The sequence below is a fragment of the Bilophila sp. 4_1_30 genome (assembly GCF_000224655.1).
GTDB classification, from domain to species: domain Bacteria; phylum Desulfobacterota; class Desulfovibrionia; order Desulfovibrionales; family Desulfovibrionaceae; genus Bilophila; species Bilophila wadsworthia.
The window spans coordinates 472,433-484,712 of sequence record NZ_JH114231.1; the positions used below are offsets into that span (position 1 = coordinate 472,433).

Sequence of the window (12,280 nt, forward strand, 5' to 3'; positions counted from 1 at the left end):
CATGTGCCCTTCCGGAACCGGTGACTCCATCGCACAGGCGTGGCGCTTGGGGGCCCATCTCGTCAATATGGAAAAGACCTACCGCCATGCCGGGCCCCGTTTCCTCGCCCGCTGCGGCAAGGCCACATGGATCGGCGTCTACCGGTACCCCAACGGCAAGCCCATCGGCCCGTTCATCACCAAGCCCAACGTGGAAACCGGCGACATGACCAGCGACATCTGGGCGTCCGCCTTTACCGATTTGAAGCTCAACGGCACAGGCCCCGCCTATATGGACTGTTCCGGTGCGAGCCCGGAAGACCTTGAACACATGCGCTGGGCCATGCGGTGCGAAGGGCTCACCGCGCTGCTCGACTATATGGACAAGGAAGGCATCGATCCCGGCAAACATGCCGTGGAATTCGGGCAGTACGAAGCCAACCTCTGTACCAACGGCATTGAAATCGACATCAACGGCGAGAGCAATATCCGCGGCCTGTTCGCGGCGGGCGACATGATGGGCAACATCAGCGGCGACATCGGCGCTGCGGCGGTCTACGGCTGGATCGCGGGGCATCACGCGGGAGACTACAAAACGCTCGGTCAGCCCGCCGATGTGGATGGTGCGCCTTTCTGCCAGGAGCGCATGGCATTCTTCAGCGGCCTGTATGAACGCAGCGGCGGCGCGTCATGGCAGGAAGCGAACTTCGCTCTCCAGCAGATCATGACCGAATACGCGGACTGCGGCCCGCACCGCCTGCGCTCCGATACGCTGCTGACGGCAGGCATCAAATATATCGGCGACCTGCGAAAAAAGATCAATAAGGAAATGTCGGTATCCGATGCCCACGAACTGATGCGCGCTGCGGAAGTGCTCAACCTGCTCGATCTCGGCGAAGCGCTCATGATTGCGGCACGTGAGCGCAAAGAAAGCCGGGGACGCCATTTAAGGGCCGATTTCACCTTCACGAACCCTTTGCTCCGCGACAAGTTCCTTCGCGTTTGGCAGGAAGACGGCACGCCCCGCACGGCATGGCGCGACCGCCTGAAATAGGCAACACGCCGGGGAGACAGCCTCCCCGGCCCCGTCACACGGCCCTTTCGCCCCAATTGTTTTCCAGAGTCCCGCCAACCATTCCAAAGCATATCCCCGGTAAACGCCTCATTCCCTGTCCGGTCAAGCCGTTCTTCCCTCATACCAACAGAGGTCGTTATGAATCCCGTTCAGGCTCTCAAGTGGACCATGACCCTGCTTATCCCTTGCGGCGTCTACGCCCTTTCCCCGCAAGACGTCTCGCCGCATTTCCCGCTGTACATGGGGCTTACCAGCGCCGCCATCATAGCATGGGCACTCAATGTATTCCCCGCCATCGGCGTGGCGGCGATGCTCACGTTCGCCTATATCCTTTGCGGCGTGGCGGATGCCGAAGTCGTATTCGGGCCGTGGGCCACCGTGCTCCCGTGGCTGAGCTTCGCTGCGGTCATCATTGGTGAAGGCATGGAAAAGACGGGGCTGGCCAAACGGCTGGCCTTGCGATGTCTCAAGCTGACGGGCGGCTCCTTCAACGGCCTTGTGGCGGGATTCTTCCTCGCCGGGCTCGTGCTCGTCGTCATCCTTCCTTCCATCCTCGCCCGCGTCGTCATCTTCTGCGCCATCGCCGTAGGCATTATCCAAGCGCTCCAGCTCGACGCCAAGTCCCGCATGTCGTCCACCATCGTCATGATGGCTTTCTTTGCGGCGGCGGCCCCGCAGTTCATGTTCCTGCACTCCTCGGAATCCTTCATCTGGGCTTTCGGGATGATGCTCAAGGGGACGGACAAGACCATCAACTTCTGGGACTATGCCTATCAGGCAACATTCATCAATTTGATATACTACGCATTGTCGATGGCGACGGTCTATATCGTAAAGGGACGCGAGACGCTCGTCTCCGGAGCGCACTTCTCCACGTTCATCGAGCAAAGCTGCCGTGAAATGGGCCCCATCCAGCCGCGTGAAATCAAACTGCTGGTCCTCGTTTTCGGCATCATTCTCGGCTTCATGCTGGAACCTCTGACCCATATCGATCCCGTATACGTCTGTTGCGTGCTCGCACTCCTGAGCTACCTGCCCGGCATCAATGTCCTTGACCGCGAGAGCTTCAGCAACCTGAATATCGTATTCCTCGTGTTCATCACGGGCTGTATGGCTATCGGCTTTGTGGGCGGCAGCGTCGGCGCGAACAAGTGGGCCGTGGCGAGCATCGTGCCTCTGCTTCAGGGATGGGGCGAAACCATGTCCGTCGTATGCGCCTATGTCGCCGGGGTCGTCATCAACTTCCTGCTGACCCCGCTTGCGGCGACGGCCGCGTTTACGCCCGCCTTCGGGGAGCTGGGGACGGCCATGAACGTAAACCCGCTCCCGCTGTTCTATGCATTCAACTTTGGCCTGGACCAGTACATCTTCCCGTATGAAGCCGTTTACTTCCTCTACATTTTCATCACTGAACGGGTCCTGCTCCGCCACATCGTGACCGCTTTGGCGATCCGTATGCTCATCATAGGGATCTTTGTCGTTGTGCTTGCCGTACCCTATTGGAATGGTATCGGCCTGATGTAGCGCACTCGGAAATGAAGGGAGCCTTCTGTTGGTTCTCCCGTTCACCTTTCCATTGCCGTCCGCCTGCTGTGTTGCCCCGGATAGATTTCCGGGGCAACATTTTTGTTTATGCTTTGCAACAGACTTCCACTGTCCTCATTCTTTTCGTTTTTGGCTGATCGTTCTTACAACGCATTATTGACACGCCTGTTTTCGTCTCGTACCCTTTATAAGAAAAGGTTATGAGAACCTATTCTCAAAGCGGGTTCAAACGTCCTAGGCCAGATAAGCATTACACACTCTCTTTACTGACTTTTACCCATATACTCCATGAATACTCAGCCCTTTACCTGACGACTCTCCGCAAGGTGCATGGAATGCGCTTTCCTGTCTGTGTAGGGTCTGGCAAAGCCTCAGCCTCTTCGCGGGAATGGAAAGCACCGCCTTTGATCTGAACGGTATTGTCTCTATAAACAGGCGCAACCGACACGACGCGCAACTATCGGAAAACCGTCATGAAATTTCCAAACAGTTGCCCTAGAAAAGGACAATACGGCTCTTGAAGATGAGGTACATGCCGTGTGGTTCTTCGCCCACGGTACATTATAAAATGAGGCGAATATGATCACGTTATCCGAAGCGGTACTTGACGAATTGAAGCGCCTAAGAGGACGTACCGAACGTACGTTCCGCATTGAACCCGGATGTAGCTGCTGCCACAGCCCGACATTGGAATTGATTCTGGATGAACCGGAAGAGGACGATGTGACCACGGAAGTTTCCGGTTTTACGTTCTGCATCAGGAAGCGCATGTTGGATCAGCTCGGCAACGTCCGCATTGAAGCCGATCATGCGGAGGGATACCGGATATTCTCGGAACGGTCCCTCTCTTCCTTTGTCAAAAACGGACGCCTTTGCGCTTCATAGCACTGTCCATACAGAAAAGGGCCGGAAACGTTTCCGGCCCTTTCGTTTTATCCGCCGAAGCGGGTTTTGCTTGGTACTCGCGCCGTTTCATTCATGAAGTTCCAGCTTCCACATATTCTCCCCCCTGAGCCGATTCCGAGAGTCACTCCAGCTCAGAGGCGAATCCTTTTGCTTCCCGATAATCCATTGGAAACGCGATGAAGAAAATGCGGTCATACCTGTGAGCTTGCCCTCTTCCCGGCTCTCCGGTATCCTGAGTTGGATACGGTATCGGCCCGCTTTCTTTTCGATACCGCCAACGAGGAGATAGACAGATGCCCTTGCCCATGCCCGAAGAGGAAGAACTACACCGTTGCCCCCACGGAGAGCGATGCCAAGCCCTGATGTTGTGCTCTCTGGACTGTGCAACGAGTGGTGCCCACCCAGACAGGAAAACAAAGGCCGATGGCCGGTTCATCGTGACTCCGTGGTGGTGTATCCATAAGTGCAAATGGTTTTCGGAACACAAGAACGAAGCGCCTAAAAAATCCTGATCCGTCGAATAGAAAAAATCCCCCAAACAGACGCTTGGGGGATTTTTTATCAAACAGTCGCTTCAGAACTTACTTCTTCAGCCAAGGCATAAGGGCACGCAGCTTGCCGCCCACCTGTTCGATCTGGTGGTCGTTTTCGATACGGCGCTTCGCCTTAAAGCTCGGGTAGCCGCAGCCGCATTCAAGGATGAAGTCACGAGCGAACGTGCCGTCCTGGATTTCACTCAGGACCTGCTTCATGGCCTTGCGGGTTTCGTCAGTGATGATGCGGCGGCCGGTGCGGTAATCGCCGAATTCGGCAGTGTCGCTGATGGAATGACGCATCTTGCCGAAGCCGCCTTCATAGATGAGGTCAACGATGAGCTTCATCTCGTGGCAGCATTCAAAATAGGCGATTTCGGGCTGATAGCCGGCAGCGACCAATGTTTCGAAACCGGCTTTGATCAGTTCGGTCACACCGCCGCACAGGACGGCCTGTTCGCCGAAGAGGTCGGTTTCAGTTTCTTCCTTGAAGGTGGTTTCGATCACGCCGGAACGCGTCCCGCCGATACCCTTGGCATAGGCCAGCGCCTTCTGGGTGGCTTCGCCGGTGGCGTCCTGATGGACGGCGAACACGCAGGGAACCCCGCCCCCTTCCGTGAAGGTGCGGCGAACCAGATGCCCGGGGCCCTTGGGGGCCACCATGAACACATCCACGTCCTTCGGGGGTTCGATCTGGCAGAAATGAATGTTGAAGCCGTGAGCGAACACCAGAGACTTGCCGGGCTTCAGGTTCGGAACGATGTCTTCGCGGTACACGCGGGCCTGATGCTGGTCGGGCAGCAGGATCATGATCACATCGGCGGCAGCGGCAGCTTCCGCGGCGGACATGGGGGCAAAGCCGTGTTCCTTGGCAAGAGCGTAGTTGGCACCACCGGAACGCTGACCGACAATCACGTTGAGGCCGGAATCACGCAGATTCTGGGCATGCGCATGGCCCTGGCTGCCGTAACCGATAACGGCAATGGTCTTGTTTTTGAGAAAATCCAGGTTCGCGTCCTGTTCATAGAAGGCTTTCATGTTCTCTCCTTAACTGGTAACTCCAAACATTCCGAAAACACGGCCCAACGCGGACCGTCCCAGAATCACCTGCGGGCATGCGCCTAAAAGCGGATTGCTCGAAAGCTCAAAATACACAAGTGCACAGAGACTGGCAATATCCCCCTCTCCATAAAAACATAACGGATATACGGAAAAAGGGGGAAATCCAGTCTGCTGCGGCTGTTTTCGAGCCCAGAAACAACATTTCGAAAGATAAACGCCAAAAAAGAAGCGGCCCGCGAAAATTTCTGCGGGCCACTTTCAAAATCGTTTAGATGTCGTCGCTCTGCATAGTACGCCGGACAGCGAGCGTCCCCGTGCGAGCAAGCTCCTTAATGCCGAATTTCTGTAGCAACTGGATAATCGCCTGCAACTTGGAGTGATCGCCCGTTGCTTCCAGCGTCAGGTCGGTAAGGCTCACGTCCACGACCTTGCAGCGGAAAATGTCCGCTATGCGGAGCACTTCGCCGCGCTTGGATTCTTCCGCGTGGACCTTGATGACCATCATTTCCCTTTCAACATAGGCCATCCCGTAAAAGTCGACGACCTTGACGACCGTCACCAGCTTGCGCAACTGCTTGACGATCTGTTCGATGATCTGTTCGTCGCCGCTGGTGGTGATGGTCATGAGAGAAACCCCATCCTCAAGGGTGGGGGCCACATTGAGCGACTCGATGTTGAAACCGCGACCGCTGAACAATCCCGCCACACGAGAGAGGACACCCGGTTCATTCTCAACAAGTACAGACAAAACGCGCCGCATTCTTCCTCCAAGAGCTGTTAAAGTTCACCCAAGAGGGCAACACCTATACGATCAACATCTCGTCCAGCGAGGCCCCGGCCGGCACAATGGGAGAAACATTCTCTTCCCTGTCCACCAGCACGTCAATAACAGCGGTCCTCGGTGAAGCCAGAGCCTTGGGCAACAGCTCCTCAAGCTCTTCTTCCGTCGTAATGCGATAGCCTTCCGCGCCATACGCGTCCGCCAGCTTCACGAAATCGGGCTGCCCCTTCATGTCCGTGGCGACGTAGTTGGCATCATAAAAAAGTTCCTGCCACTGGCGAACCATGCCGAGATGGCGGTTGTTCAGAATGAGGATCTTGACGGGAAGCCCATTTTCGACAGCCGTCATCAGCTCCTGGATGTTCATCTGGATGGAACCGTCTCCCGCGACATCGACTACAAGGCGATCCGGGAAAGCCATCTGGGCTCCGATTGCGGCGGGAAGCCCGTATCCCATCGTGCCGAGGCCACCTGAAGTCAAGTATGTCCGCGGCTTATGATATTTATAGAACTGGGCCGCCCACATCTGGTTCTGCCCCACTTCCGTGGTAATGATGGCTTCGCCCTTCGTGATTTCATACATGCGCTCGACGACCTGCTGCGGCTTCAGCACATCGCCCTTGGCCCAGGAAAGCGGATGCTCCTTCTGCCATTCCAGCACCTGCCCCATCCAGTCCGCATGATCGCCCGCCCAGTCCTTCTGGGCATGACCGGACTCCAAAATGGAACGCAACCCCTGCAAGGCACTGAGTGCATCGCTCACAACCGGCACTTCCACCCGGACATTCTTTCTCAAAGTCGTCGGGTCGATGTCGATGTGCACGATTCGCGCGTTGGGAGCGAACTGGGACAATTTCCCCGTGACGCGGTCATCAAAACGGGCTCCAACAGCCAGAATGACGTCAGCCTGAGTCACGGCGCGGTTTGCCGCGAAGGTCCCATGCATACCGAGCATACCTATCCACAACGGATCATCACCGGGGAAAGCCCCCAGCCCCATCAGCGTGGAACAGACCGGAGCGTGCATGAGGTGGGCCAGTGTGCAGAGTTCCTCTGCGGCATTGGCCATGATCACGCCACCACCAGCCACGATAAGCGGTTTTCTGGAGGTAACGAGGACGTCCATCGCCCGCCGAAGCTGGTTCAGATTGGCCCGGAACGTGGGGCAGTATGACCGCATCACCACATCTTCCGGCCAAACGAATTCGCAGCTTGCCTGCTGAATGTTCTTAGGAATGTCGACAAGCACAGGCCCGGGGCGTCCAGAACGCGCCAGATAGAAGGCCTTCCTGACAGTCTCGGCCAAATCTTTGACGTCTTTGACCAAAAAGTTGTGTTTCGTACAGGGGCGGGTGATCCCTATGATATCCACTTCCTGAAACGCATCATTCCCGATGAGCGGCGTGGACACCTGCCCCGTAAAAATAACCATGGGGATGGAATCGCTGTAGGCCGTAGCAATCCCCGTCACAGTATTGGTCGCACCGGGGCCGGACGTAGCGAGACAAACCCCAACCTTTCCGCAAGCCCGCGCATAGCCGTCGGCGGCATGGACAGCACCCTGCTCATGCCGCACGAGAATATGGCGTAGATCCGGATGGTTGGACAGCTCATCATAGATATCAATGACAGCCCCGCCGGGATAGCCGAAGAAAAGGTCAACGCCTTCACGCTTCAGACTTTCCAAAAGGATCCTGGCCCCGGTGCACAACATTAGTTGCCTTCCTGTTCGTTATAGCCGTCGAGGATGGCGTGCAGACGCGTCTTCCCTTCAAGCTTCTGTTTCTTCAGCTGTTTTAACGTCTGTTCTTCCGTAGGAGTGCGATAGGCCTTGGCTTCGAGCTTTTCTACCTGCTTTTCATAAAGAATATGGTCTTCCCAGAGTTCTTTCAGTTCAGGATTGACGGCGGCGTACTTTTCCAGAAGAAGAAGCTCACGCTGTTCCATAAGACTTTCTCCAATACATAGAGGTTTGAAAACGACACTGGAACGCGACGCTGTGCGTTACCGTTCCTTAAGTGCATAGCCCAAAAAACAAGGAAAGGGAATGGCAATTCCTGGCTGACTCCCGGAAAGGCGCTTTCTTCCTTTCCTGACGGCCAGCCCCCCTTTCCGTTTTTCACGGTTTACTACAACATGGCCGCATACTGGAACAGGGAACGGACCACGATGGACTGCACCAGTTGGATGGCGACGAGCACCACGAGGGGGGACAAGTCCAACCCACTGATATAGGTGAAGGGAAGCCATTTGCGGATCCTGTACAGGACGGGCTCGGTTAAGGCATTCAACGTGCGGACCACTGGATTATACGGATCAGGCCGGACCCAAGTCAGCAGGGCGGAAATGATAACAACCCAGAAGTACAAAGTTAAGAGCGTATCCAGAACCCGCGCTACGGCGAAGAGGATATTGCCAAGCACAAACATGCTACCTCCTAGAAAATAAGTGTAAAGGGCGTTCTTCTTAAGTACGGCCCAACCGGGGAAGCCGCTCCAACGCACTGCGCAGATGCGCAAAATTGTCGACATGCACAGCCGCGGGCAAATCCGGGCTATTGTATGCCAGCAAGGGAACTCCGCCGCCTTGTGCCGCGGCGGCATCCGTAGCGCTATCGCCGATGAACCCTACCGACTCGGGACCAAACTTCCATGTTTCAAGAATACGGTGAACCCCGGCGGGATCGGGCTTTGACGGAACAATCTCGGCCGTCATGACAGGATCAAACATTTCGCCCAGGTTGAAGCGGGCCAACAAGTCCCACATGCCGCTTCCGCGATTCGTATGGATCCCGAGCCGGACGCCCCGCTCACGCAACCAATGCAGCATATCCGCCAGCCCCGGTTCAAGCTCCAACTGCGGCAACGCGACATCCCGATACGGGTAACGCTCCGCAATGGCCGGCAACAGCTTCAGCTCCTCCGGCGAAAAAATATACTCAAGAGCCTCCTTCGCCGTGGACATCTGCACATATCCGGCCTGTTCCGGCGTAATCGGAGGTTTGCCGACTTCCCTCAGCAGCAGGTTATAATAACCGATATTCACATCCCGGGAATCGACCATGACCCCGTCACAGTCGAAAATGAGGCCGGAAAGCCCTGCGGGAAATGTCCTCTCAAGAAGAGAAGCCAATGTCGTCACCGAGGATTGCATCATGCCCGCTCCAACACATCGTCTGCTGTACAAAGAATCACGAGTTGCCGTCTGTCAAGCCATGGCCTGTCCGATTGCGGCGCTTTTTTCCCGATCAGCTTCCACATCGGCTCTTCGCCATAGGTCACGGCATAGCCTTCAGGCACATGCCAGCCTTCAGGCAATCGTGCCAGAAGCGCCGGAGACAGTGATTCCTGACATATGCCAGCTTCCGCAAACGCTTTTGCCATCCGCTGATCCGCCGTGCAGGCAATAGTTCCTTCCGGCAATAAAACTGCTAACAAATCCAAGATAAAGCACCATGATGGCAACAGCGTGGCCGGATCCTCAGGAACCAAGTCCCGCATCATGCCAAGCAAGCCGGAAAGCATCTCCGCATCTTCATCGGCAGGTTCCCTCTCGGTATCCCGCGTGCCCAGGTGGGCCGCCAGTTTCTCCGCCCCCGCGCGATAACGCGCCGAGAGCTGCTCCATCTCCAAAACCCGTTCTTCCTGAAGCCAGCCCAGCAAAAGAAAACGCTGCGCCCAGCGCCGCATATCTTCTGTTGAAACCGTATCTTTTCCGACCTCTCGGCATTCTCCCATTTTGGCGAAGCACTTCAAATCATCCCGTTCCTGTGAAACTTTCTGAGCCGTGGACCGGGAAGACGCCACCGTATCCGAAAGGGCCGCAATGCCCGCCTCATCAAGCTGCGTCAGCTCCGCAAGACAAGCTGCTGCCTCCGTAGGGGTATAGGGCAAAGAAATTTTGTGCCATGCATCAGGATTTCGTTGTCCCCAATAGCGACTCGAGAGCCCCGGCCAGAGCGGCTTAACGCATCCCAAAACCCCTCAGGGAAGAATTCCCAGTGCATCGTCGGAACATATACAATAGAATCATCCGATTCTTTTTGCATGATACATCCTTTGTAACAATTCTCTTGCAGCCGCCTTGCAATCTTGACCTCTAAACCTCACAGGCGTACTGTGCTTACCATTGATTCCAGTGATCCGCACTTGTGCGGATTTCGGCCCTTCCGGCCTCGTCAAGGCCTCCATCCCGCCACGGCATTTTGTTGTGTACCCTGATGGACAGAAGGATGCAACGCCCTTTGCTTGACCTGCCCGGGATCCATCGGTATATCTCTGTCCTATAAAAACGGAGGCCTTTATGTACGGTATCGGCATGCAAGAATTGCTCTTAATTCTCGTTATAGTAGTGCTTATTTTCGGTTCCAAGAAACTCCCCGAGATCGGCGGCGGGCTTGGCAAAGCCATCCGCAATTTCAAGCGGGCCAGCTCGGAGCCCGACGAAATAGACATCACTCCCAAAGACGAAAAGAAAAAAGACGACACAACCCATTCCGCATAGCCCGCTCCGATTTCAGTTCAGGCTCAGTCCTTGCTGGCGTTTTTCGGCAAGATCTGTCAGAATAATTCCACTCCTCCGATGGAGGCTGGCAGCAACGCAAGGCATATAAGGAAGGCCACCATGAAAGTCGAACAACTTTCCATTTTTCTTGAGAACAAAGCCGGTCGGTTGGCTCAGGTAACCAAAACGCTGGCGGAAGCGGGAATCAATATCCGAGCCCTCTCTCTGGCCGATACGTCCGATTTCGGCATTCTCCGTCTCATCGTGAACGATACGGAAAAAGCCATCAACATCATGAAAGAAGCGGGATTCACCGTTGGGCGAACCGCTGTTGTCGCTGTGGAAGTGGACGATAAGCCCGGTGGACTGAACAACATCCTTGAAGCCTTGTCCGGCCAAAACGTCAATGTGGAATACATGTATGCGTTCGTGCAGGAAGGCGGCGGCAGCGCTACCATGATTTTCCGCTTCGATCGTATCGATCAGGCCATCGAAGTGCTGAAAGCCAAGAACATTCCGATTATCCCCGCTGACCGCATCAACGGTTAGCGAACAGTGTCTTGAAAAGTCCCCATATTCAAGTGGGGACTTTTTTTGTTTCTGCTTAGAACAATCAATTGGAGAATCTCGGCCTTTTGTCGGCAGAACAAGGTTTATCGCTTTTCCACACATAGAAAAACGCCGCCGGAAATTATCCCGGCGGCGTTTTTCTTTCAGCGTAAAGAGCGGCTAGAGCCAATCAAACCAGCGCTTCCAAGATCCTTGGATCTGCTCACGGGCCTTCTGGGACTGCTGCTCACGATATCTATAGTATGCGGACAGAGCTTTTTCCTTTGCATGAGCACTGACTTCCGGCACATCGGGGAAATTATCCACGATGTACGTATAGCGCCGCCAAGCCGGGCCATAGTTGTTCATGTTCCAGAACACATCCCCCAAATACAGCTCATGTTCGGCAAGGAGCCGACGGCAATTTTTCATTTCCTCGACAGATTTCTGGGCATACTCGCTGTTCGGGTAGGTCTCCCTCAATCGTCCGAAGAATTCCAAAGCCTCCTGTGTCGACGTCGTAGGCCTGTCCACGGAAATGAAGCTCTTCAGGTTGGACATCCCCACCTGGTACAAGACATAGGGGATAGCCTCATGGCGAGGATGAAGAGATTCAAATTCTTTATAGGCTTCGGCTGCCTCAGGGTATTTTCCGTCAAGGAAGAAAGCGTCACCAAGCGACAATTCCGCTTCAACCGTATAAGGGCTGAACGGGAAGTTATCCTTGAGCTTTGTATAGTACTGGGCGGCCTGCGAGTAATTCTTCTCTTGCATGGCGTCATTGGCGCCTTCGTAAAGCTCCTGAGCCGTATCTTCTGGCGGAGGCAGAAAGAAATAGTCAATGATGCCACATCCAGAAAGAAGCAAGAGACATGCGGCCAGCACTAGATGACGAAAATACATGCTTAGGCGTCCAGTTGTTCAAGATACGTAAAGGCAGCCGTAGCGGCTGTAGCCCCATCGCCGACAGCGGTCGTCACCTGACGGCACATCTTGGAACGGATATCCCCCGCCGCAAAGAGTCCCGGCAGATTCGTCCGCATCTCGCAATCAGTGATAATGAACCCCTGCGGGTCCAGTTCGAGACCAGCAGGCAGGAAACTGTTTTGGGGCTCATAGCCCACAAAGACGAACATTCCATCCACAGGAAGCTGTGTTTCTTCACCGGTTTTGACATTTTTCAGATGAAGCCCCTGCAACGAGTCTTCTCCCATCAAACCGGTTACCACAGTATCCAACACAAGTTCAATCTTGTCCGAAGCGGCGTGAATCTTATCCTGATAGACCTTGGCGGCGCGGAAACCTTCCCGCCGGTGGATCAGATACAGCTTGCTGGCGATCCTGGAT

13 protein-coding genes and 1 pseudogene are annotated in these 12,280 nt (G+C 55.1%); 5 read left to right on the forward strand and 9 right to left on the reverse strand.

Annotation, left to right across the window (positions count from 1 at the left end; translation table 11 throughout):
- The 3 genes and pseudogenes from HMPREF0178_RS02330 to HMPREF0178_RS02340 form a co-directional block, all read left to right on the forward strand.
- A pseudogene (locus HMPREF0178_RS02330) lies at positions 1-1,033 on the forward strand (FAD-binding protein); the annotation flags it as partial.
- Positions 1,034-1,192: 159 nt separating this feature from the next.
- Complete coding sequence (locus HMPREF0178_RS02335; protein ID WP_009378698.1) at positions 1,193-2,578, forward strand: SLC13 family permease; 1,386 nt, start codon at positions 1,193-1,195, stop codon at positions 2,576-2,578.
- 600 nt (positions 2,579-3,178) lie between these two features.
- A complete protein-coding gene (locus tag HMPREF0178_RS02340; protein WP_009378700.1) occupies positions 3,179-3,484 on the forward strand; it encodes a hypothetical protein in 306 nt (101 codons plus the stop codon).
- Positions 3,485-4,086: 602 nt separating this feature from the next.
- Here the strand turns inward: HMPREF0178_RS02340 and ilvC are convergent.
- From ilvC to HMPREF0178_RS02375, 7 genes are all read right to left on the reverse strand, one after another.
- Positions 4,087-5,076 (reverse strand): ketol-acid reductoisomerase, encoded by a 990-nt coding sequence (ilvC, locus tag HMPREF0178_RS02345; RefSeq protein WP_009378704.1) that lies wholly within the window; start codon positions 5,074-5,076, stop codon positions 4,087-4,089.
- Positions 5,077-5,368: 292 nt separating this feature from the next.
- Entirely contained in the window at positions 5,369-5,860 is a 492-nt protein-coding gene (gene ilvN / locus HMPREF0178_RS02350) for an acetolactate synthase small subunit (protein ID WP_005026706.1), read from the reverse strand.
- Between the two features lie 43 nt (positions 5,861-5,903).
- A complete protein-coding gene (gene ilvB / locus HMPREF0178_RS02355; protein WP_005026704.1) occupies positions 5,904-7,595 on the reverse strand; it encodes a biosynthetic-type acetolactate synthase large subunit in 1,692 nt (563 codons plus the stop codon).
- On the reverse strand, positions 7,595-7,828 hold the full coding sequence (locus HMPREF0178_RS02360) for a YdcH family protein (protein ID WP_005026702.1): 234 nt from the start codon (positions 7,826-7,828) through the stop codon (positions 7,595-7,597). The genes ilvB and HMPREF0178_RS02360 overlap by 1 nt, the downstream gene beginning before the upstream one ends.
- 182 nt (positions 7,829-8,010) lie before the next feature.
- Positions 8,011-8,310 (reverse strand): YggT family protein, encoded by a 300-nt coding sequence (locus HMPREF0178_RS02365; protein WP_009378708.1) that lies wholly within the window; start codon positions 8,308-8,310, stop codon positions 8,011-8,013.
- Between the two features lie 37 nt (positions 8,311-8,347).
- The gene (locus tag HMPREF0178_RS02370) at positions 8,348-9,037 is read right to left on the reverse strand and encodes an HAD family hydrolase (protein WP_009378710.1); all 690 of its coding nucleotides are present in this window, start codon (positions 9,035-9,037) and stop codon (positions 8,348-8,350) included.
- Positions 9,034-9,636, reverse strand: a complete 603-nt coding sequence (locus HMPREF0178_RS02375; protein WP_232281167.1) for a hypothetical protein — start codon at positions 9,634-9,636, stop codon at positions 9,034-9,036. Before HMPREF0178_RS02375 ends, HMPREF0178_RS02370 begins: the two co-directional genes overlap by 4 nt.
- 547 nt (positions 9,637-10,183) lie before the next feature.
- On the opposite strand from HMPREF0178_RS02375, the gene HMPREF0178_RS02385 reads away from it, so the two are divergent.
- Positions 10,184-10,384 (forward strand): twin-arginine translocase TatA/TatE family subunit, encoded by a 201-nt coding sequence (locus HMPREF0178_RS02385; RefSeq protein ID WP_005026694.1) that lies wholly within the window; start codon positions 10,184-10,186, stop codon positions 10,382-10,384.
- Between the two features lie 120 nt (positions 10,385-10,504).
- Positions 10,505-10,933 carry an ACT domain-containing protein gene (locus HMPREF0178_RS02390; protein WP_005026692.1) on the forward strand — a complete coding sequence of 143 codons (429 nt, stop codon included), beginning with the start codon at positions 10,505-10,507 and terminating at the stop codon, positions 10,931-10,933.
- A 180-nt stretch (positions 10,934-11,113) separates the two neighbouring features.
- Here the strand turns inward: HMPREF0178_RS02390 and HMPREF0178_RS02395 are convergent, their stop codons facing one another.
- Positions 11,114-11,836 carry an outer membrane protein assembly factor BamD gene (locus HMPREF0178_RS02395; protein WP_005026691.1) on the reverse strand — a complete coding sequence of 241 codons (723 nt, stop codon included), beginning with the start codon at positions 11,834-11,836 and terminating at the stop codon, positions 11,114-11,116.
- A 2-nt stretch (positions 11,837-11,838) separates the two neighbouring features.
- The coding region (locus HMPREF0178_RS02400; protein WP_009378713.1) for an NAD(P)/FAD-dependent oxidoreductase at positions 11,839-12,280 on the reverse strand (442 nt) is incomplete at its 5' end.